At 54.6% G+C, this 22,080-nt stretch carries 19 protein-coding genes, 1 tRNA gene, 1 pseudogene and 1 CRISPR repeat array; of the genes and pseudogenes, 12 read left to right on the top strand and 9 right to left on the bottom strand.

Going from position 1 to position 22,080, the window contains the following annotated elements:
* Together DWV16_RS19555 and DWV16_RS07575 are read left to right on the top strand one after the other, a co-directional pair.
* Positions 1-231, top strand: a pseudogene (locus tag DWV16_RS19555) (iron hydrogenase small subunit); the annotation flags it as partial.
* A 127-nt stretch (positions 232-358) separates the two neighbouring features.
* On the top strand, positions 359-835 hold the full coding sequence (locus DWV16_RS07575; RefSeq protein WP_066455970.1) for an SAM-dependent methyltransferase: 477 nt from the start codon (positions 359-361) through the stop codon (positions 833-835).
* 40 nt (positions 836-875) lie between these two features.
* Here the strand turns inward: DWV16_RS07575 and DWV16_RS07570 are convergent, their stop codons facing one another.
* The gene (locus DWV16_RS07570) at positions 876-1,199 is read right to left on the bottom strand and encodes a helix-turn-helix domain-containing protein (RefSeq protein ID WP_066455973.1); all 324 of its coding nucleotides are present in this window, start codon (positions 1,197-1,199) and stop codon (positions 876-878) included.
* Between the two features lie 143 nt (positions 1,200-1,342).
* Here DWV16_RS07570 and DWV16_RS07565 point away from each other — a divergent pair, with 143 nt between their 5' ends.
* Positions 1,343-1,585 carry a hypothetical protein gene (locus tag DWV16_RS07565; RefSeq protein WP_066455976.1) on the top strand — a complete coding sequence of 81 codons (243 nt, stop codon included), beginning with the start codon at positions 1,343-1,345 and terminating at the stop codon, positions 1,583-1,585.
* A gap of 51 nt (positions 1,586-1,636) precedes the next feature.
* Here DWV16_RS07565 and DWV16_RS07560 read toward each other — a convergent pair whose 3' ends face one another.
* Complete coding sequence (locus tag DWV16_RS07560) at positions 1,637-2,197, bottom strand: aromatic acid exporter family protein (protein ID WP_118478541.1); 561 nt, start codon at positions 2,195-2,197, stop codon at positions 1,637-1,639.
* 209 nt (positions 2,198-2,406) lie between these two features.
* Between DWV16_RS07560 and DWV16_RS07555 the strand changes: the two genes are divergently transcribed.
* From DWV16_RS07555 to DWV16_RS07520, 8 genes are all read left to right on the top strand, one after another.
* Positions 2,407-2,628 carry a hypothetical protein gene (locus tag DWV16_RS07555; RefSeq protein ID WP_066455985.1) on the top strand — a complete coding sequence of 74 codons (222 nt, stop codon included), beginning with the start codon at positions 2,407-2,409 and terminating at the stop codon, positions 2,626-2,628.
* Complete coding sequence (locus DWV16_RS07550) at positions 2,618-2,842, top strand: hypothetical protein (protein ID WP_066455988.1); 225 nt, start codon at positions 2,618-2,620, stop codon at positions 2,840-2,842. Before DWV16_RS07555 ends, DWV16_RS07550 begins: the two co-directional genes overlap by 11 nt.
* 39 nt (positions 2,843-2,881) lie before the next feature.
* Complete coding sequence (locus DWV16_RS07545) at positions 2,882-3,796, top strand: DMT family transporter (RefSeq protein ID WP_066455991.1); 915 nt, start codon at positions 2,882-2,884, stop codon at positions 3,794-3,796.
* Positions 3,783-4,967, top strand: a complete 1,185-nt coding sequence (locus tag DWV16_RS07540) for an AI-2E family transporter (RefSeq protein ID WP_161940188.1) — start codon at positions 3,783-3,785, stop codon at positions 4,965-4,967. The genes DWV16_RS07545 and DWV16_RS07540 overlap by 14 nt, the downstream gene beginning before the upstream one ends.
* Positions 4,968-5,120: 153 nt before the next feature.
* On the top strand, positions 5,121-6,512 hold the full coding sequence (locus DWV16_RS07535) for a glycine--tRNA ligase (protein ID WP_066455999.1): 1,392 nt from the start codon (positions 5,121-5,123) through the stop codon (positions 6,510-6,512).
* Positions 6,513-6,642: 130 nt separating this feature from the next.
* Positions 6,643-6,718 (top strand) — tRNA-Pro (locus DWV16_RS07530).
* Positions 6,719-6,978: 260 nt separating this feature from the next.
* Entirely contained in the window at positions 6,979-7,416 is a 438-nt protein-coding gene (locus tag DWV16_RS07525) for a MarR family winged helix-turn-helix transcriptional regulator (protein WP_066456002.1), read from the top strand.
* Between the two features lie 8 nt (positions 7,417-7,424).
* On the top strand, positions 7,425-8,111 hold the full coding sequence (locus DWV16_RS07520) for a hypothetical protein (protein ID WP_118478539.1): 687 nt from the start codon (positions 7,425-7,427) through the stop codon (positions 8,109-8,111).
* Positions 8,112-8,250: 139 nt separating this feature from the next.
* Positions 8,251-12,880: a CRISPR direct-repeat array (repeat unit 33 nt; unit sequence ATTTCTATCCACGCGCTCCGCATGGAGCGCGAC).
* Between the two features lie 173 nt (positions 12,881-13,053).
* Here DWV16_RS07520 and cas2 read toward each other — a convergent pair.
* The 7 genes from cas2 to cas3 form a co-directional block, all read right to left on the bottom strand.
* Positions 13,054-13,344, bottom strand: a complete 291-nt coding sequence (gene cas2 / locus DWV16_RS07515; RefSeq protein ID WP_066456005.1) for a CRISPR-associated endonuclease Cas2 — start codon at positions 13,342-13,344, stop codon at positions 13,054-13,056.
* Between the two features lie 9 nt (positions 13,345-13,353).
* Positions 13,354-14,385, bottom strand: a complete 1,032-nt coding sequence (cas1c, locus tag DWV16_RS07510; RefSeq protein ID WP_118478537.1) for a type I-C CRISPR-associated endonuclease Cas1c — start codon at positions 14,383-14,385, stop codon at positions 13,354-13,356.
* Positions 14,382-15,056 carry a CRISPR-associated protein Cas4 gene (gene cas4, locus DWV16_RS07505; RefSeq protein WP_066456010.1) on the bottom strand — a complete coding sequence of 225 codons (675 nt, stop codon included), beginning with the start codon at positions 15,054-15,056 and terminating at the stop codon, positions 14,382-14,384. The genes cas1c and cas4 overlap by 4 nt, the downstream gene beginning before the upstream one ends.
* Positions 15,053-15,943, bottom strand: coding sequence for a type I-C CRISPR-associated protein Cas7/Csd2 (cas7c, locus tag DWV16_RS07500; RefSeq protein ID WP_066456012.1), 891 nt, complete (start codon positions 15,941-15,943; stop codon positions 15,053-15,055). The genes cas4 and cas7c overlap by 4 nt, the downstream gene beginning before the upstream one ends.
* Before the next feature lies 1 nt (position 15,944).
* Positions 15,945-17,702: a type I-C CRISPR-associated protein Cas8c/Csd1 gene (cas8c, locus tag DWV16_RS07495; RefSeq protein ID WP_118478535.1), complete on the bottom strand. Its 1,758-nt coding sequence runs from the start codon at positions 17,700-17,702 to the stop codon at positions 15,945-15,947.
* A complete protein-coding gene (gene cas5c / locus DWV16_RS07490; protein ID WP_118478637.1) occupies positions 17,699-18,352 on the bottom strand; it encodes a type I-C CRISPR-associated protein Cas5c in 654 nt (217 codons plus the stop codon). The genes cas8c and cas5c overlap by 4 nt, the downstream gene beginning before the upstream one ends.
* Before the next feature lie 324 nt (positions 18,353-18,676).
* Complete coding sequence (cas3, locus tag DWV16_RS07485) at positions 18,677-20,824, bottom strand: CRISPR-associated helicase Cas3' (protein ID WP_118478533.1); 2,148 nt, start codon at positions 20,822-20,824, stop codon at positions 18,677-18,679.
* 289 nt (positions 20,825-21,113) lie between these two features.
* On the opposite strand from cas3, the gene uppS reads away from it, so the two are divergent.
* On the top strand, positions 21,114-21,752 hold the full coding sequence (gene uppS / locus DWV16_RS07480) for a polyprenyl diphosphate synthase (protein ID WP_066456021.1): 639 nt from the start codon (positions 21,114-21,116) through the stop codon (positions 21,750-21,752).
* The last annotated feature ends 328 nt before the right edge of the window (positions 21,753-22,080 follow it).

Genomic DNA, 22,080 nt, shown 5'->3' with positions numbered 1-22,080 from the left:
TGCGTCACCGGCGGCGCCCAGCCGGTACAGCCGGCGAGCGTGCGCAACTTCGTGGACCTGAAGGCGCTGCGCGCCAAAGCGCTCTACGACGCGGATGAGAATATGCCGATGCGCAAATCCCACGAGAACCCCTCGCTGCTCAAGATCTACGAGGAATATTTTGGGGAGTTCGGTTCGCATACCGCGCACGAAGTGCTGCATACCTCCTATGTCCCGAAGGACAGATTCTAAAAAACAAAACGGCGTCCGCAAACATGCGGGCGCCGCTGTTTTTTTGTAAAAAGGGCTTTTAGTATCCAAAACGCCTGCTATAATGGAATTACGGCGCCGTAAATAAACCGGAAAGAAGGCTTTATTTATGGAAACAAAAGAACTGTATCCCATTGGCAGGGTTGTGACCCATGCGGACGGAATGGAAGTTTTGCTGGATGAAATGTATCGTCCGGCGATGGAGGGACTGGAGGGCTTCAGCCATATCCAGGTGCTCTGGTGGTTCGACCAGTGCGAAGGTCCGGACGCGCGCGCGACCCTTTTGGAACGCGCCCCATACCGGGCTGGTCCGGACCGGCTGGGCGTATTTGCCACCCGTTCCCCACGCCGGCCGAATCCGGTGGCCTTGTCCTGCGCCGCAATTACCTGTCTGGATCTGAAGGCAGGCAGGATTGGGCTGGACTATATCGATGCGCAGGATGGCAGCCCGGTGCTGGATCTGAAACCCTATACGCCCAGCATTGACCGGGTGGAATGCCCGCGCGTCCCCGCTTGGTGCGCTGACTGGCCGGTGAGCCGGGACGTTTCCGGTGATTTTGACTGGGAGCGCGTCTTTTCTGGCTGAAACGTAAAAAAGGCGGGCGGCTTCAAGCCGCCCGCCTTTTTTAATATTTTGCGATGACGTCCGCGATTTCCAAAAGAAGCTGGCGCTGGTGAGGGCCCAGCCTGTGACAGGCATTTTCGATCTCTTCGTGCAGATAGTTATCTTCCCGCAGGGAAACCCCGCTGATGAGCTCAGTGATATCACAATCCAGCGCTACGGCAATCCGCGACAGCGTTTCCAAGCTGATTTTGGTGACGCCGCGCTCCATCTGGCTGATATACCCCACTGAAACGGAAAGCTTCTCCGCAAGGTTATCCTGTGTCATTCCCGCCTGTTTGCGCTTTTGTTTCATCCGTCGGCCGATGGCGGAATAATCAACACCCATAACTATCACCCGGCTTTATTTTAAGAGCGATAACTAAATATATACAGATACTTATAGATTTATTTATAGTTATTATTGTTGATTTTTGGCGAAATATATGATACACTTTCTACAGTAGTGATGAAAATGTGAGGTGAACCGGTATGGGGCTCCTTGAGCACCTGACAAACCTGCTGGGATGCCAGTATCTGTCGGATCTTCCAATGGCGGCCATCACCCCGAAACAGGCGGATCAGATTCTGTCGCTTTCCGAAGAACAGTTTACTGTGCAGGACTTCCGGGAAGCGGCTCAGTATATCACCCGAAGCAAAGAGGACTTTTTAACAGCGGCGCTGGCCAAGGAGGCCATTGTTCGTCACCTGTTGGAAAACGCGTCGCGGGAATGAAAAAACGATATGCCGGGCAGGATGGGAAAGCATCCTGCTTTTTTTATTGCGTCAAGCCTTTGGGTCGGACTCCCGGCTGTCCGTGTTCGGAGTTTCGGGTGGTTCCTGTGCCGTTTCATCCGATTCGGAGCTGTCCGGATTTTTGGGCGGCCGGATCGAAAGGTTGATCCCGATCGCGACCAGGATTCCGATGGCGTTATCCACCGCGCGCGACAGCGAATAGAGCCAGACGCTGCCTTCTGCCGGGGAAAGCACAATCACCAGGTAGGTGACGCAGCCCATGACAATTGCCCCGCGCTTGCCGATCAGGTTCAAAAGGAAGATGAGGACGGTGACACCGGCCGAAATGGCCACAATCCGCCAAAACGGCAGTCGGGCGGCAATCTGCAGCGAAGCGAAGGCCGCGCCAAAGATTCCGCCGATAAACGTCCCGAGCAGGCGGTTGCGCCCCTGGGACCAGGATTCTTCAAGCGTTGACTGCATGGCGATGAGCGCGGCGATACATGCATAGGACGCATTGCCCGGGACAAACTGATAAAGCAGCAGGCAGACAAAAATCGCCAGCGCGGTTTTGACGTTACGCATCCCGACGCGCAGGGTGTTTTTTTCCATGTTCCTGTCCTCCAAATGTCTGAACGTAATTATGGGGCGGCCAGTCGGGCAGCCGCTTTTGCGCCGGCAGCGCGCAAAAGCCCCCTTTATAGAAAAATTATACCCGGGAATGCGGATATTTACAAATTATATTTGATATGCCTGTCTCTTTATGATAAACTCAAATTGTAAGAAGCTTGTTCATCGCGGCATTGACGGAGGTGTTTTCAATGTTGGCAATCAAAAGTTTTGTTGGCTGGGGAATGGACCGCTGGAAACGCTTCACCGTATCGGATGTGGCTGTATTCAAGATTTGCCTGCTTTCAATCGGTGCTCTGATCGGCATGTACTGGGCGAAAGCCTGCAGAAAGCTGGCGCCTTTCATCTGGGCCGCCGCCGTGGCGTCTTACGTTTATCTCATTTGGCGGATGGTTTTCTGCGATGAGGACTGAGCGCAGCGGCGCCGATCGTGACCGTGACCCCAACATCATTGATTTTCATAAGGCGCGTGACAAAGCGCGCCAGCATAGGCGCAGGACAAGACGGACCATCCTGGCGGCGGCCGCGGCAGCGCTTGTGCTGGCGGGGCTTGTGCTGTTCACCCAGTTGGGTGAGATCCTCGATCAGAAGGATTTCTGGAACAATTTTTCCTCCAGCCAGGCATGATGGCTGTAAATTTTCAGGCGGAATGGGATTAGATCCTTCATGAAGAAACAACAGTTCTATATCCTGCTGGCGCTGATCACCATCTTCTTTTGGGGAACGACCTTTGTCTCTACCAAGGTGCTTTTGGAAAGCCTGTCCCCGGTTCAGATCATGGTGCTGCGATATCTGATTGCATACGCGGGGCTTTTGCTTATCTACCCGCGTATCCATCCGTCAGAGGGCTGGCGGATGGAACTTCTTTGCTTGGGTGCGGCGCTTTGCGGGAGCACCCTCTATTTTTTAGCAGAAAATTTTGCGCTTTCCTTCACCCAGGCTTCAAACGTCAGCCTGCTTGTTTCGGCCGCGCCAATCCTCACGGCGCTGGTGGCGCATCTTTTTACCCGGGATGAAAAATTTTCCCGCAGCCAGCTTCTGGGATTTCTTTGCGCCATGTGTGGAATTTTCCTGGTGGTAGGCAATGGCCATTTCATTCTGAAGCTCTCCCCCGCCGGTGATCTGCTGGCGGTTGGGGCCGCGCTTTCCTGGGCGTTTTACACAGTGCTGCTTCGGAAGATACATACCCGGTATCCGCCGGTCCACCTCACCCGCAGGATCTTTTTTTATTCGATCCTTACGATGCTCCCCTGTCTAGCCGCCGACCCGCGGCCGTTTGAACCCACGGTGCTGCGCGAACCGGTGGTCTGGGGAAACCTGTTGTTCCTGGGACTGGTGGCGTCGTCGCTCTGCTATGTGTTGTGGTACCATGTGGTACGCGGCCTTGGAGCGGTCAGGGCCAACAATTTTGTCTATCTTAACCCGATGGTCACGATGATCGCTTCGGTCATTGTTCTGCGGGAACGGATTACCATTCTGATGCTGCTTGGCGCGGCATTGATTCTGGCGGGCGTCATGATCGCGGACGGCACTGTCCGGCCTGGGCCGCAGTTGGAAGAAAATGAACATGGACAGGAGTGAAACGAATTTGGACTCCCAGAAAATCAAGGGCTATTGCATGGTATCGGCATTCACGGTGGTGCTTTACCTGGGGCTGAGCAACCTGCACCGGCTTTCCGGCCTGCTCAGCACAGTGATCGGGCTGCTTACGCCGTTTATCATTGGGCTGGTGATTGCCTTCATTCTGGACGGCGTGGTGATGACCTTTGAAAAGCTCTTTAAGGGTTTTGCCCATCATCAAAATAAAAAGCTGCGCGGGCTTGCGCGCCCGCTTTCGATCCTCTGTACCTACCTCCTGATGGCAGCAGGCATTTCGGTGCTTGTCACCGTTGTGGTGCCGCAGCTGGCAACGAGCCTCACCCAGCTGGGCAACAGCATTCCGGGGTACCTCATTTCACTGCAGCAGATTGCGGAGCGGCTGTCGCTTGAGTTGAACCTTGACCAGGCGGTCTGGGATGAAATTTCCCAGTGGTTCAATACCCTGGTTGGCCAGATGCTGGCTTTCATTCCGCAGCTGCTCAAGATGGTCCCGCAAATGCTTGATCTGCTCGCCTCGGTGGGCGGGGGCGTCTTCAATTTCGTCATCGGGCTGATCGTTTCGATCTACCTGCTGCTCAGCAAGGAAAAGCTGCTCTCCCAGCTTTCCCGCCTGAACCGCGCCTTCCTGCCGGAAAAAGCGTCCGGTACGGTCGCGGAGACTGCTAAGATCGCTTCGCAGACCTTTTCAAATTATGTCACCGGCCAGCTGCTTGACGCGCTGATTGTCGGTGTGGTGAGCGTCATCGGCCTGACCATCTTCCGTTTTCCGTACGCAATGCTGATCGGTGTGGTCATGGGAATCACGAATGTGATCCCCTTTTTCGGGCCGTTCATCGGCGCGGTGCCCGGCGTGATCATCATCTTCATGGTCAGCCCGGTGCGGGCGCTCTGGTACATCCTGTTTGTGGTGGTTGTCCAGCAGATCGACGGGAACATTCTCGCGCCGCGGATTATTGGCAATTCGGTGGGATTGTCCCCCATCTGGGTACTGTTCGCGGTGACGGTCGGCGGCGGGCTCTTTGGGGTCCCGGGCATGGTGCTTGGCACGCCGGTCTTTGCCATCGTTTATATCCTCATTGGCCGCGCCACCCGCAAACGCGAAGCGCAGCGGGCACACGGCGAAGCCCCGTCCGCGCCGGAAGAAGGTTCATGATGTGCAGCCGGCCCGCCGATTTTTGGGCGGGCCGCTTTTTATGGGGAAAGGGGAAATCTTTCGGGAAAGTTCCCGCGGATGCCTTGACCAGGGGGCTTTGAGCCGATATAATAGGGTCTTAGGATACCTTAATGATGAGAGGATGTTTCCGATATGAATAACAGTGAAAAGACGATGGAAAAAATCGTAAATCTCTGTAAGAGCCGCGGCTTTACCTATCCCGGTTCGGAGATTTACGGCGGGCTTGCCAACGCGTGGGATTTCGGCCCGCTCGGCGTTGAGCTCAAAAACAATGTCAAAAAGGCTTGGTGGAAAAAATTTGTGCAGGAATCGCCCTACAATGTGGGCCTCGATTCCGCCATCCTGATGAATCCGCAGGTGTGGGTCGCGTCCGGCCATGTGGGCGGCTTTTCCGACCCGCTGATCGACTGTAAGGACTGCAAGACCCGCCACCGCGCGGATAAGCTTATCGAGGACGCGACCGGCGAATTGGCCGACGGCTGGACGAATGAGCAGATCATGGATTTTATTCATGAGAAGGGCATCAAATGCCCCGAGTGCGGCAGCGGAAACTTTACAGATATCCGAAAATTCAACCTGATGTTCAAGACCTTTGTGGGTGTCACCGAGGACAGCAAAAGTGAGATCTATCTGCGCCCGGAAACCGCGCAGGGCATCTTTGTAAACTTCCAGAATGTTCAGCGAACCAGCCGTAAAAAGGTTCCGTTTGGAATCGCGCAGGTCGGAAAGTCCTTCCGCAACGAGATCACCCCAAAGAACTTTATCTTCCGCGTACGTGAATTCGAACAGATGGAGCTCGAATTCTTCTGCAAGCCGGACACCGATCTTGAGTGGTTCCAGTACTGGCGCAGTTACTGCGAGAACTGGCTGCTGAATCTTGGACTGGACAAAGAGGGCATGCGCCTGCGCGACCATTCGCCCGAGGAGCTGTCCTTCTACTCCAAAGCGACCACCGACATTGAGTTCCTGTTCCCGTTCGGCTGGGGAGAACTGTGGGGCATCGCGGACCGTACCAACTATGACCTTGGCCGTCACAGCGAGGTTTCCGGCAAGACGCTCGATTACTTCGACCAGGAAGCGAACGAGCGGTACATCCCCTATGTGGTCGAGCCGTCGCTCGGGGTCGAACGCGTTACGCTGGCTTTTCTGTGCAGTGCCTATGACGAGGAGGTCGTTGGCACCGACGACAAGGGCAAGGAGGATGTGCGCGTTGTCATGCGTCTGCATCCTGCGTTGGCGCCGTTTAAAGCGTGCGTTCTGCCGCTTTCCAAAAAACTGGCTGAGGGAGCCGGAAAGATCTATGCCCAGCTTGCAAAGGATTATATGGTGGATTACGACGACGCCGGTTCGATCGGCAAGCGTTACCGCCGTCAGGATGAGATCGGTACGCCGGTCTGTATCACCTATGATTTTGACAGCGAAACCGACGGCTGTGTGACGGTTCGTGATCGTGACACCATGCAGCAAGAGCGCATCAAGATTGAAGCGCTCAGCGATTATATTAAAGCAAAACTTGAATTTTAATTCTTAGCGGAAAGCCGCCCTTATGGGCGGCTTTCCAGGTTCTGCAGGGTGGAAAAGCTTGACAGTCCCCGGGCAATATGCTATCATAAACGTTGCAGCTGCAGGGATTTCCCTTAGCTGCTGGAAATATCGAGGTGTAGCGCAGTTGGTAGCGCGCTTGGTTTGGGACCAAGATGCCGCGGGTTCGAATCCTGTCACCTCGACCATAACTGGATCCCCGTTTTGATACAATGAGTATTGACGCGGGGGTTCAGTTTTTTAAGCCCTATTTGCAAGAGCTTTCATTTCCCTTATAACGAAAACAGGCCCTACGGTACTAAAATTGGTCACCATGGAGCCTGTTTGTGTTTTGTGTGTGGCCTTTTTAATGAAAGGTTAGAGGGGGAAATTTACAATTTATACATTGACATAAGTATGAAATCATACTATAATTTCAATATGATTTCATACTGGAGGATGGACGAATATGAAATACAAAAAGCATCCAGTCTTACAAGAATTTGACCGACTGAACAATATGATTGTTGAATTCTACCACGAAATTGCTATGAAGCAAGGTTTGTCTGATAGTGCATATGCTATTTTACAGGCGCTGCTTGTGTTGGGAAATGGTTGCACACAAACGGATATCTATAAATATACACTTTTGAATAAGCAGACTGTAAATTCCTCCGTGAAAAAGTTACAGTATGATGGATTTCTTGATTTCCAGCCCGGCAGTGGGAGAGAGCTGAGGATCTATCTTACTAACAAAGGGGAGGCGATTGTGAGAGAAAAAATACTTCCTATTGAACAAGCTGAAAATGAGGTTTTTGAGGAAATGACTGCTGAGGAGCATAAACAAATCCTCCGTCTAATTTCTGGCTATCTGGAATCATTTAAGTGTAAAATCGAAAAACTGTAAGGGGCGTCATGATACATAAATTACTCAGTACTTTTGGATTAGGGGTTCTCGGGGTAGACCCATTTACGGCGGTCTACCTTTTGTTGATGGGACTACGGCGCGAGAAGAAAACAAAAATCACGCTATTCTTTTTATCTTTTGCGGGATTCTCCGTTGGCATCGGTGCATCTATAGCTGCGATTTTTGGAGCCGCTGCCGCAGATATTTTTAAAAGCATAATGCCTGGAGACGAAAGTCCATTCTGGGCTGTTTTGAATTTTGTTATTTCCATATTCATCCTGATTTGGGTGCTTCGGAAACGCTTTGCCGCACCAAAGGGAAAAGAGAAGGAAGAAAAGCAATCCATCAATGGGAGTTGGCTGAAATATATTGCTACAGGGTTTATATTTGCTCTGACGTGCTTTACTGACCCTACTTTTTATGCTGTGATTCTAATAGGCGGTGAATCCGGGAGCTTGCTTTTGGCAGCGGCGCTTTTGTCCCTGTGGTTTTTGGTTAGCCAATTTATGGCTGTGATCGTTTATGTCGCCAACGAGATGAATCTGCTCGAAAAACTGGTTCATTTTGTTGAAAAGTTCAAGCAAAGGAACGGGAAAGTTTTCGCATATTTGTTTTATGGAGTTCTTATCCTCGTTGCGGTCATGCTTTTGGTGGATAGCGGATATTACCTGTTCGCAGGGAACTATCTATTGTAAAAATATCGTTGGAATACCATCCAAAACAAAATTGCTACAGTTTACGAGGGACAATCAAAAGATGCACACCCTTTAGGCGAAAAGTCCAAGGGGTGTGCATTTTGGTATTAAAATAAATACACGCATAAAACTGCATTTGCGCAGGTTCCAGGAGCTCCGCATGGAGCGCGACACCAGTGAAGCGATCAAATGGTATGAGGAAAAATTATTTCTATCCACGCGCTCCGCATGGAGCGCGACCAGAAGGGAAAATATATACTTCTCCACTACGGTATTTCTATCCACGCGCTCCGCATGGAGCGCGACGAGCCATCGCCAGAACCGCCATCTTCATCCGGTAAAATTTCTATCCACGCGCTCCGCATGGAGCGCGACCGAGCGGCACGTCGATCAAATCAGTTGCATACTGATTTCTATCCACGCGCTCCGCATGGAGCGCGACAGACCCGCAGCCGGTCAGCGCGTTCGAGATTGTGATTTCTATCCACGCGCTCCGCATGGAGCGCGACCAGGCGTTGGTTTGTTGATTGTCTGATGCTTTTTATTTCTATCCACGCGCTCCGCATGGAGCGCGACCAATCTCTCGGGCTGCCGGGAAGTCAGGACAGACGATTTCTATCCACGCGCTCCGCATGGAGCGCGACGACAATACTTGGATGCGGGAGAACCACAAAGATTTATTTCTATCCACGCGCTCCGCATGGAGCGCGACGGGGTCTTTCGCGTAAAGACGCTCAATCATCTTGATATTTCTATCCACGCGCTCCGCATGGAGCGCGACTGGCGGAATAGGTAGACGCTAGTTTATGGGTGTAGATTTCTATCCACGCGCTCCGCATGGAGCGCGACTTCCCATAAAAACTAATATTACAAGTACGCATAATTTCTATCCACGCGCTCCGCATGGAGCGCGACGCCCGTGCCGTCCATGACGGAACTAAAAAAGGAATTTCTATCCACGCGCTCCGCATGGAGCGCGACCTGCATACAGAGGCGGAACAGCAGGTGACGGCATTGATTTCTATCCACGCGCTCCGCATGGAGCGCGACTTTAACCATGACAATCTTAGCAGAGAGTTTAAGCATTTCTATCCACGCGCTCCGCATGGAGCGCGACCAGATTGGGGGGAATCTTCCCTGCGGCTGGAACTATTTCTATCCACGCGCTCCGCATGGAGCGCGACGAAACTCGTCTATCCCACCAACGAATCCCAAGCCCTATTTCTATCCACGCGCTCCGCATGGAGCGCGACATTATACCGCAGATCCTTGTAAAAAGCATCCCGATTTCTATCCACGCGCTCCGCATGGAGCGCGACAGGAGAGGAGGCGGTAATTTTGGGCAAAGCAAGAAATTTCTATCCACGCGCTCCGCATGGAGCGCGACGTCCGCATTGTGGGGCGCGATGGACCTTTAAGTTTATTTCTATCCACGCGCTCCGCATGGAGCGCGACAGGAAGAATCCAAAACAGAGCAACAACCCGAAAAGATTTCTATCCACGCGCTCCGCATGGAGCGCGACCGGTTTCCAGGTCGTATTTGTCAGGGAGGTCACAATTTCTATCCACGCGCTCCGCATGGAGCGCGACCGTTCTTGAGCAGGTCGGCAACCAAAGAATCCGGATTTCTATCCACGCGCTCCGCATGGAGCGCGACAATCAATAATGCATATAGCATGCCAACCGCCGCGATTTCTATCCACGCGCTCCGCATGGAGCGCGACGATGAGGACCAACGAGAGAATGAAAATCAGATGATTTCTATCCACGCGCTCCGCATGGAGCGCGACGACCCGCGCGCAGTTGTTGGAGGGCCTAAAATGGGATTTCTATCCACGCGCTCCGCATGGAGCGCGACCAGCGACAGTTTATTGTTTCTTGCGTACCGTCCGTAATTTCTATCCACGCGCTCCGCATGGAGCGCGACAAATATCAATAGAGAAAGAGGTCAAAGCTATGAAATTTCTATCCACGCGCTCCGCATGGAGCGCGACCATTTCCGAATCCTGTATGGTATCATCAGGCGAAATTTCTATCCACGCGCTCCGCATGGAGCGCGACTTTTAATGCGCTGAAAGTCGGGAATAGGCATGTCCATTTCTATCCACGCGCTCCGCATGGAGCGCGACGTTTGACTGTAATGTGCGTATGGTGCACTACGTGATATTTCTATCCACGCGCTCCGCATGGAGCGCGACGCGCGCTCTATCCACGTGCGGGAGATATTTGGTTCATTTCTATCCACGCGCTCCGCATGGAGCGCGACTCGGAAGCCCGTGCCAAGATCTTTCAGTCGCGGGATTTCTATCCACGCGCTCCGCATGGAGCGCGACAATCATATGGGGCGCAAACAATTTTAAATTACCAATTTCTATCCACGCGCTCCGCATGGAGCGCGACCTGCCCGAGATATAGCCACTCAGAAGTGATTCCAGTATTTCTATCCACGCGCTCCGCATGGAGCGCGACGCGGTATTCCTATCGTTCCGACGAACTTCACAGTATTTCTATCCACGCGCTCCGCATGGAGCGCGACAAATTTCCAAACGATTTTCTCACAAGGCTTTTTGAGATTTCTATCCACGCGCTCCGCATGGAGCGCGACGCGAAGCGGTCAAGTGATGCAAACCGATACTTTTGATTTCTATCCACGCGCTCCGCATGGAGCGCGACATGAAACCAATGAGCTTATTGGCAATGGCTGAATCGATTTCTATCCACGCGCTCCGCATGGAGCGCGACTTGCGGTAGACGGTATATTCCCATCCATCGCTTTATTTCTATCCACGCGCTCCGCATGGAGCGCGACTCGAAGTCGCCCAGAAGCATTTCAAGTTTCTTGCGATTTCTATCCACGCGCTCCGCATGGAGCGCGACGACCCATGATACGAGATTCGTCATTTATAAATTTATTATTTCTATCCACGCGCTCCGCATGGAGCGCGACTTCAAGCCCTAGTTCCTCTTCCCACCTGGAAAGCATTTCTATCCACGCGCTCCGCATGGAGCGCGACTTCGGGGTTAAAGAGCATATTTCTATTTAATGAAAATTTCTATCCACGCGCTCCGCATGGAGCGCGACACTAATTTATCTGCCTGCATTTCCCGCACGTATTATTTCTATCCACGCGCTCCGCATGGAGCGCGACGTTGAAAGAGCGCGAGGATGGGGAAGTAGCGTTAATTTCTATCCACGCGCTCCGCATGGAGCGCGACAATCGAGGCTCTAAGACCGTCGTCGTCCATCCCCAATTTCTATCCACGCGCTCCGCATGGAGCGCGACAAAAACATGTTATTCTGTAAGTGCCAACCAACTATTTCTATCCACGCGCTCCGCATGGAGCGCGACAGCGCATTGGTTGCTTGCCTTTTGAGAGTGGTCGATTTCTATCCACGCGCTCCGCATGGAGCGCGACTTGATCGCTTTCGCAGTCTTGTCCTTCTTCAGCGCTATTTCTATCCACGCGCTCCGCATGGAGCGCGACGTTGCCTCAATAGCTTAGTTATATTATAGTTCGATTTCTATCCACGCGCTCCGCATGGAGCGCGACGATCAAGACGGTGGACGAATACCACGCACAGACAATTTCTATCCACGCGCTCCGCATGGAGCGCGACGTGATGAGTGCGGTGCCAGGATGGACGGAGGCAAAATTTCTATCCACGCGCTCCGCATGGAGCGCGACCCGCCTGTTTCTACTGTTGGGGTGCTGCTTGAGAGATTTCTATCCACGCGCTCCGCATGGAGCGCGACCTCTGGCGGGACAGATACCGGCTGGTGATGTCGTTATTTCTATCCACGCGCTCCGCATGGAGCGCGACGGCGATCCGGCACCTGGGGCAAGACCATCAACCGATTTCTATCCACGCGCTCCGCATGGAGCGCGACCGACGCACAGGTGAGAGCCTGTCAAGACTATGCAATTTCTATCCACGCGCTCCGCATGGAGCGCGACGCGAAACCTTATTGATCTTTTCCGTCTTCTTCCAATTTCTATCCACGCGCTCCGCATGGAGCGCGACTACCACCATCTTATTTGGAAAGCGGGTAAAAGACATTTCTATCCACGCGCTCCGCATGGAGCGCGACTGCCGAGAAAGGTCTTTACACTCCAGTTATCCCCTATTTCTATCCACGCGCTCCGCATGGAGCGCGACTTTAAAATTGCAAAGCTGTCCCCACGCGCTGAAATATTTCTATCCACGCGCTCCGCATGGAGCGCGACCACTGATCTTTTTTACAAAGTGCAAAACAAGAAAAATTTCTATCCACGCGCTCCGCATGGAGCGCGACCGTAGCAGGGAGAAAGAAAAGGACATGAAATACATTTCTATCCACGCGCTCCGCATGGAGCGCGACCCCCGATCCACGCAGCATATTGATATCGGCAGGGATTTCTATCCACGCGCTCCGCATGGAGCGCGACCCGTTATTGACAAACACGGCATAGGCAACATTATTTATTTCTATCCACGCGCTCCGCATGGAGCGCGACTTCCGACCCAGCAATCAAGCTGGTGGGCGAAGTCATATTTCTATCCACGCGCTCCGCATGGAGCGCGACATTTTGCGCCGAAGGAGGTGAGAAAACTGGAGAAAAATTTCTATCCACGCGCTCCGCATGGAGCGCGACTTACGCGGGAAAAACCAATGCGCCGCTGCTGCTATTTCTATCCACGCGCTCCGCATGGAGCGCGACGCGCTTTTTTACTCAATACGGATCCGGGCCAGAGGATTTCTATCCACGCGCTCCGCATGGAGCGCGACAGCAAAGTTGTATAAATTAAGAAAATTTTTTTGGGACATACATCTAAAAAACAAAAGAAAATCATATCCATAATCGGATACGAGACGGCAGTTATGACAAATCGACAGGGATCTGAAAGAGAAAAACGGTGCGAACCTATCGAGGGTATGGTGACAGCTTGCTATTCGCACCACTACACCATTAGCAGGCCCTCTGGTTCGTAGGTGAATTTTGAACCGAAATGTTCGATTTTGTCCTGATATTGGTTTCCCAGTTGGTAGAAACGCAGACTGTCCTTTTCCTTGTCTATGATAGCTACTAATCGGGACTGAAGTAAACGATATTGCGCGGGATCAAGCAAACATTCGAATACGGAGTTCTGCACACGCTGCCCGTAGTTGACGCATTGCTTAGCGACCTGCCGGAGCCGTTTGCGTCCGGCGGTATCGGCTGTATTGACATCATAAGTGATTAAGACCAGCATTTTATCCCCTCATTTCCATAAAAACGGCGGATAAGCATCCAGATCGCCGCGCAGACAACGGGCAAGCAGAAGCGCCTGTACATAAGGCACCAATCCCCAAACCAGCTTTTCTTTTAAATAAGGGTGGGTGAGCGGCTCTGCCAGGCGTTTCTGCCAGGCAGCCAGAAAGATTTTGCGTCCCTCGTCGGTCAACAGCACTGCACCACTCGGCTGGCACTCAAAGTGTTCAGCACGCATGACGCGATTATTAATCAGCGTGGCGACAAACCGGTCAGCGAGCAGTGGCCGCAGTTCCTCCATCAAATCGAGGGCAAGCGACGACCTGCCAGGGCGGTCGCGATGCAAAAAGCCAACATAAGCGTCTAATCCGACGCTCTCCAATGCACCCGCGCAGGCATTTGCCAACAGGCTGTATGCAAATGAAAGCATGGCATTGGTTGGGTCAAGCGGCGGACGGCGCGAACGTCCGGTAAAAGAAAAGGTTTCACGTTGATTGAGCAGCAGCGCGTCAAATGTGCCGAAATATATAGCCGCCGACTGGCCTTCCAAGCCACGCAACGCGTCAAGATTGGTTTCCTGCAGAATGGCGGGCAGGCTGTCGGCCAACAGCGCTGAAGCATGCCCAAGCGCTTCATTGTCAACACGCAGCAAGTGATCACGCAGGGTGCGCTCGATACTCCATCGTCCATTGTACACCTTGCCGAACACAAAACTGCGGGCGTAGTGGCAGCTTTGCCCTTCGTCGTCGGATAAACGGTACTGTGCCTTTCGCAGCAGCACGTTTCCGGGATTTTCTCCGCTGACACGCGCGAGGAAGCGTCCGCGTGGTGTGAGGAAAGCCAGATTTATCCCGTCGCGCACACATTTTCCCATCAGGGCGGGGCTTGCGCCTTTGTAGGAAAAGCAAAGGATGCTTTCCAGTGTGTGCAGCGGGAACTGTCCGCGTTTTTGCTCGTCCGCCACAACCAATACGGTCTCGCCCTCAAGCGCGAGATAGCTGTCCTCACTCAGGACGAACAATGTGTTGAGGAATTTTCTCATAAGCTTTCCTCCTCCCTCGGCAGGTGCATCCGCAGATAAGCGGATGCCGGGGGTGCTTTCGCGAGCCTCGGCAGGCAGACCTCTTTGAGCGAGCAGGCATTGCACCCTTTGGATGGAGTGGCTTTTGGGGTATACCCGCGTGCATACAGGGCATGCATTTCCCCAAGCATGTCTTCCACCCGCTGACGCAGCGGCGCATCCAGATTGACTCGGGTGCGCCGCCGCGGCTCGCCATAAAAGAGACTGCCCTCGGCAATACTGCATAGCAGCATCTCCTCCAGGCAGATCGCCTGTGCGCAGAGCTGCAATTCATCCGCGCCGTAAGCGTTTGGCCGGCCTTTCTTATATTCCACCGGATAAGGCTGCCAGGTCCCGTCTTGTCCGGCCAGCGTGATTCCTGCCGGGTCCTGATGAAATTCGACCACGTCGCACACTCCCTGCGCGCGCAGCCGGTGGGATACGACCCGCAGGCTGCGCGCGGTCAGCAGGTTTCCGCGGCGTTCCATCTGCTTTTCATCATGGGCGCGTTGGTGAAGGAGCTGTCCCTCAACCGTGCGCAAATTTTCCGCCCACTGCCGTTCGATATGGATTAGCGCCCACTGCCGGCGGCAGAAAGCGAAATGCTGTAGGCCGGATAGCGGGAGATAATCTTCTTCCTGCCGGCTGGTCACACCATCTGCGTGCAGGACACGCCTTCGGGCAGTGCGGCGGTATCGACCGTCACGGTATAGTCGCTGTAAGCGCGCGGACTGACCACATCTTCTTTTCGGGAAACGCTGACCGTGTCAAACAGCCGGTAGGCGGGCGTGTTTCCCAGTTCGCTGTCATGCCGGAATACAATCAGCTGGCGGACGGCCATCTTGCCGCGCGCGGCCGAATGGTCAACTTCGAACATATTGAGGATCGCCTGCCACAGAAGGGCAAGATCCTCCTCTGAAAAACCGGTGGTCTTGCGGGCAAGGTTGGCTGAAATATAACCCTCGCAGCGGTAGAGCGCATAGGGGACAATGTGCTTGCGCCCCATTTCGGTGCCTTTTTTCTCGGCGTCTGTCTCGGTGGTGATGGCAACACGGGTGATCGTGACCTCCTGCGGGACAATTGGGTCGATGGAACGGGCGAAGCCCAATTGCACCGGTCCGCGTACCTGCCCGCAGTTCAGATTGTTTTTCACGAAGGTGGTCATAACCGCTCCGAAGGTGCGGATATCGTAAAAGTTTTGGCACATGAAGTCCCGGATCTTCTCGTCGAGCTGGGGGTTCCTCTTTTTGACTTCCTTGATGGTCTTTTCATCGATTTCCCAATGTGCGAACGCTTCGGCGTCCGAACGGTTGAGCGGAACGCCGTCCTTGATGTAGATGCGGTACCCCGCGGCGTCCTCCTTTACCGTTTCGACGTAGTTGCGGATTTTGCGCTTGAGACAGACGTCGGTCACCAGCCCGTAGCCGGTCTCCGGATCGAGCCGGGGCATGTTGCCCGCGTCAGGGTCGCCGTTGGGGTTGCCGTTTTCCACATCGAACAGGATGACAAATTCATAACGGTTCTTGATGGGTTCGCTCATTTCACATTTCCTCCTTCGGTTTGCCGGCAAACTGTTTTTGTACCTGGTGGTAATAGCCCAGATGGAAGGCGCCCTGTTCGGGCAGGGACATCCGCGCGGGCAGCGTTTGGCGGATGCGGCCTTCGATATCGCAGATCTGCTTCTCATAGTGAATGCGCAGGCCGGTGCTCAATTTGCGCAGATGGCTTTGCGAGAGCTTGGTCAGCAGCGGGAAGATGGTTGCGGGGGTGGCGGACGCACTGTTGAAGTACTTGTCCTTGATGGTCGATTTGATGCCCGGATTGGCGTCCGCCTGTACCCGTTCGAGCACCGCGAACAGCCTGCCGAGCAGATAGGGCAGATAGGTGCTCTGTTCGTTCAGTTCCACGGTCAAAACCTCCTCTGGAATATGAAAGTGGGTGTTTTGCAGGAAAAAGGCTTTCAAAACAGCGGCGCGCCCATAGGTGACCGCCTGTTCGGCGCGGATGCGCAGCATGGTCTGCGCAAACAGGGAGGCCGGATAATTCCCATCGGACAGCACAGCGCGGATGGTCGCGCCCATCATCAGCGAGACCGCCTTTTTGTCACGGCTGTTGGGATTGGCGATCTCCGTTTGCAGTTTCCACATTGGCAGCGCGCCGTTTTCAAGGTAAGCGGGTTTGGCAATGCGCAGCCGTTTGTGATGCTCCTGCACATGGATGAGCAGATTCCCGAAGGTGTCCTGCAGAAAGAATCGCACCGACAGCCGCGCGGCGTTTGGCGCGAGCCCGAGCACGAAAAAATGGTTTTCCGGATGCACGGGGATGCCGTCCACATCGACCAGCCCTCCGTCCGCGAGCGCGGCCACCACGCCCCACAGATCCTCCTGTGTGATGCGATCCTCCGCGCCGCCGAACAGCGCCCCGCAGAAGATGTCCTGGTAGAGGGGTTCGGCATCTTCCGCCCAGCAGACGATTGCCGTATCACCCAGGTACTGCACATGTCTGCGGTCGCTGAGCAGCTGGTTGAGCGCGGCGCCGTAGGCGGAGGCGGCCGCCTCTGAGACCGGTGAATTGAGCCCCTGACCGGTGTTGTCCACAGTTTCGTGGCCGTAGGACTCAAACGCGGGCGCGTTGAAGGATACCAGCGACGCGCCGCTCGACTGCGCGCCCTGCACGCCCTTGACCGAAGGGTGCAGGCGGGCAACCGCGCCGGTTCTGCCGGTGACCAGGCAGCGCCCCGCAGCCGCGCCCGCTGATCGGTTCATGGAATGGGCCTGCCAGGCGGCGCGGATGGCAGGGTCCTGCTGTGGATACAGGCCGTTCACCGAGAAGACCAGATTTGCGCCCTTTATGATTTCGTCAATGCAGGATGCGAGAGCGGGATGGGAGAGGGCGGTTTCGGGCTGCCATTGGGCAAAAAAGGCAAGTACCGCGCGTGCAGCCGGACTGTCCGTCTCTGAAAGGATCTCCTCATGCAGCTTTTTTGCGGCGGCAAAGCACTGGAGCGAACGTTCCGGCTTTCCCTTGCCGTCCACGCCGAAAAAGTAAGAGCTGTTGTCGCACAAAAAGTTGGCGCACACGCCGGAAGCCCTTTTCGCCTGCGCGGGAACTTCGATCACTTGAGGAAGTTCTTTCTTGCCGTCCGAAGAGGACACCTTGAGGGGGATCACGCCGCGCAGGGCGCCCTGTTCATCAATGGAGAGTGCGAAGGAGACTTTTACGCCGCACCAGCCGGGCTGTGAAATGGCGCCGCGCGCGGCCAGCGCGTCATAATAACGGCAAAGCGCTTGCAGAATCATCGCAGCACCTCCTGTCCGGCAACCTCCAGCACGCCGTTTTCCAATCGTGCACGGAAGAACATGGGCTGGATATCGCGCGGGTTGCTGTAGTCCATATCGTAGAGCATCAGTCCCAGATCACGCGTTTCATGGATGGCTGGGATGGGGCCGCCTTCCCATGCGCGGAAGCTGGCGGGAAATTCTCGGCAGCCGAAGCAGGGCTGATGATAGCACTGCCCACGGGCCAGGCGCCTCCTGGCGATGTCGATGAACTTGCCTTCGTTGTCCGAAGGATTGGCCTTGTCGCTCATTGTGAAATGGGCGTCAATTACATAATGCACATCCGTCAGCACCATGGATGCGCGCTGCTGAATGCTCTCGCCGGTATAGATGGCCAGCGGCTTATCGGCGCCCGACATGACCGAACGCACATTGCTGGCCAGGATCTTGTCTTTGACCTCGTTGCGGCGGATGTTGGTAAAGGCAATGGGGTTCAGCACATGGATGCGGTCAATCACCCACTTCAGTCCGGGGTGCCAGGATATTGCTTCGATCAGCCCGCGCGCCGCCGAGGGGGTCATCACGTCGTAGCTGACGCGCTCCACCTTCAGTTCCGGTCGGGTGAAAAGCGCATACGGCCCCCAGACCTCCACCTGGATACCTTGACTCATAAAATTCTCACCTCGCCTGTTAAAATTTTTAAAAGGGGCGGCGGCCGATGAAACCGGCCGCCGATTTTCCATGACTCCACCACAGAATTTTCCTCCTTTCCCGTGGATTACTTAAATGATATCGCAAAGTTTTATTCTAAGATAGTATAATATAATATAAATATTAAAAGAATTATTTGATTATTCTTACAAAAATGGGTATACTGAGTACGTCATTTGCGATTTCGTAGCGGAAATCAAAAATGGGGATTGAAATTGAGAGAGTATTCTATACTGGACAAAACCGGGAGGGCGGATGCGAGGACATCCGCCCTCCCGGTTTTGCTACAGAAAGATCCCCATACCCGTATCTGCCAGCAGCGCCAGACCGGTATTTTCATCATATAATGACAGGTCGGTCAGGATGGCGGCGCTTTCGTCGGGCACCTCAAGCGCACCACGCGCAAGCAGGGCCTCAAAATGTTTCTGATAGATATTGACCGAATCCTGTCCGACTTGGCGGAACAGGTCTCGGCTGCGCTGTCCAGCGCGCAGCTGGGCGGCCAGCGCAGCTGCCTCTTTGCTGCGCGGGATGAGCACCGCGCGCGTGTCGTTTTCGATAAGGTGAAACGCATCCGCCACAGTGCGGAACGGGAAGCTGGCGGTGCGTGCGCCCGCCTCCAGCGCGGGTACGATCTCTTTCGCGTCGAGTTCGCTGCCGCTGTACCGATAAAGCGCGGTGAAATACTGCTCGATGGTTTCGGGCGCGTCCAACGCGTGCCTGCCGCGCGTAACTTCCTGCGCCAGCCGGAGCGGCCGTTGGAGGCTGTGCGGCAGATGTGCGGTATAGGCGCTGTCAGGGGTAAATAGGTAGACCATGCTTGCCTCGGCCGGCCGGCGCCCTTCGCGGTTGCAGCGGCCGGCAGCCTGAATTTCAGAGTCCAATCCGGCTTCGGCACGGTAGACCACCGGGAAATCCACGTCCACGCCTGCTTCAATCAGGCTGGTGGAAACGACCCGGCAGGGCAGGTTTTCTTTGAGCCGTGCGCGGATATTTTTCAGTACCGCGCGGCGGTGGCTGGGGGTCATCAGGGTGGAGAGATGGAAACTGCCTTCCGGCGTGAGCAGATGGAACACGGCCTGCGCCTGTTTGCGGGTGCCCACAATGCACAGCGCCTGTTCGTGTCCGTTCAGCCGCGCGGCCAGCGCGTCGTCGGACAGCTGGCCCAGATGCTGAAAGGTTACGCGATGGAAAACGGCAGGATCGAGAGGAGGCGCGATCTCGCGCGGCCGCAGCGCGGGCGAGATTGCCTCAAACAGCGGGGACAGCGCAGGCTGAGTCGCGGTGCAGAGGACACAGGACGCGCCATAGTTGGCCGTCAGTTCAGCGACGGCGCGCACGCAGGGATGCAGGTATGGGAGCGGCAGGGTCTGCGCCTCATCAAAGATGATGACGCTGTCGGTGAGGTTATGCAGCTTGCGGCAGCGCGACGGCCGGTTGGAGAACAGAGACTCAAAGAACTGCACCGCGGTGGTCACCACGATCCCCATGTCCCAGTTTTCAGCCGCCAGCTTTTTAAGCGTGCTGGCAGGGTCGTTTTCATCATCGTCGAAATCGACGTTGGAATGATGCTCAAGCACATTTTCATTGCCGAGAATCTCGCGGAACTTGCCCGCCGTCTGTTCTATGATAGAAGTGAAGGGGATCACATAAATGATGCGTGTTTTTCCGTACTTTTTGGCGTGCTCCAGCGCGAATGCCAGCGTGGCGACCGTTTTGCCGCCGCCGGTGGGGACGGTCAGAGTGAACAGGCCGGGGGCTTGGGAACGGCCCGCCTCCAGGCAGGCGCGCAGGATTTCGCAGCGCGCGCAGTTGAGCGGTGTTTTGGGTTTTTGAAATCGTTCCATGTAAGCGTTCAGCTTGTCCGCCAGCAGGTCTGCGTCCATCGGCTGGCCGCGCGGCGGCGCGCCCCCCTGCATGAACGCCTCGGTGTCGAGAAAGTCGGCGTCCACCAGGCAGGAAAAGAGCATACGCGCCCAGAAGGACACGGTGAATCCCCCCTGTCCGAGGATACGCGGCGCTGTGAATACCGGCTTTTGCAGCGTTACCTCCGCGGCAAACGCATCGTAAGGCGCGACATGCTTTTTGAGCCGGCCGGACAGGGTGGACTGGTCATTGGTATCTCCCCGGGCGCCGCCGTCCGGCAGGCCCCCGTGATGTCCGGCGGCGCAGTAGGCCGGGAGCGCGCCGCATAGGCGGTTCACCTCCTGCGCGCCCGCGGTCGCGTGGTCGGTCGTCAGGTTGGAGCCTCGGATGCGCTTTTGGAAGGCGTCCGAATACTTCCCAATATCATGCGCCATGCCAAGCAGGTAGGCCAGTCTGTCCGCGCCAAAAGGAGCGGCGAAGGCCGCGGCGCGCTCAGCTGTGCCGCGCAGATGGCTGCGGAGGGATTGTTCGCGGCCATCCTCAGTGCGGTGAGCAATGAATAACACGATTTTACCTCCAGGTATTTATTTCATTTTTATTATACAATATTTGCCAAAAAATAACAACAATTTATAAAAAATATAGGAAAAATGATATAAATGGGAGAAAGATTTAAGATTATGATAAATTATATTTTATCGTACACAGAGGGACAATGGCTCTGCGGCATTTTCTCCCCAAAAGCCGCAAAAGGCTGCCCGCTTCCCGGCTGGCGGCCTTTTTTTACGTTTTCCTGTTTTCATCTGTCGAAAGAGATGGTATAATCATTACATATAGAATGAAGAGGGTGATCGTTTGAGAATTCCGAAACATATCGGCATTATCCCGGATGGGAACCGGCGCTGGGCTTCTGGACAGGGCCGGGAAAAAGACGAGGGGTATGCCTTTGGGCTGAAGCCTGGCCTGGAGCTTCTGCGGCTTGCAAAGGAGGCCGGGGTAGAAGAGATTACCTATTATGGATTTACCACCGACAACTGCAAACGTCCGGCCAAACAATTTGCCGCGTTTTCCAAGGCCTGTGTGGACGCGGTGCAACTGATTGCGCAGGAGGGCGTTTCGCTGCTGGTCTGCGGCAACACCGAATCTCAGAACTTCCCACCCATACTGCGTAAATATACCACCCGCACCGAAATCGCCGGCGGTGGGATCAAGCTGAACTTCCTGGTGAATTATGGCTGGGAATGGGATCTTTCAGCGCTTTATGACGGGAAAAAGAACGGGAAACTCATCGAAAACCTGCATAGCAGCGACATATCCCGGATTGACCTGGTGATCCGCTGGGGCGGGATGCGCAGACTTTCGGGCTTTTTGCCGGTACAGGCGGTCTATGCGGACTTTTATGTGGTGGACAGCCTCTGGCCGGATTTCACGGCGCAGGATTTTTATGATGCGCTCAATTGGTATCAGAAGCAGGATGTAACGCTGGGCGGCTAAAGACGGCCTTCCCGGAACGCCGCCCAGCCTGCGCTGCGCGGCGTTCTCAGGAGCGCGCTGATGGCGCGGGGCCGTTCGAATGGGATTACATACCCCCTTCGCATCCCCCGTGGGGAGCCATCTGCGATGGCCCGCCGCCTTTGGCGGCGGATTTGGGATAAGGAGTGCTTCGCACGATTAAAAACAGGGGACAGGCAACCGCCTGTCCCCTGTTTTGTCGATTTTACACAAGAGAAATTTTGAAAAGAAGGCAAGTTTCACAAACATTTGATAAAAAAGAATGAAAGAATGAAAATCGGCGATTTAGGAGGATTTGCAGTATGTTTGC

The sequence above is a fragment of the Anaerotruncus sp. AF02-27 genome (genome assembly GCF_003465835.1).
Classification (GTDB): domain Bacteria; phylum Bacillota; class Clostridia; order Oscillospirales; family Ruminococcaceae; genus Anaerotruncus; species Anaerotruncus rubiinfantis.
Note: the sequence above shows the minus strand (reverse complement) of the source record. Positions and strands in the feature narration are given on the sequence as shown.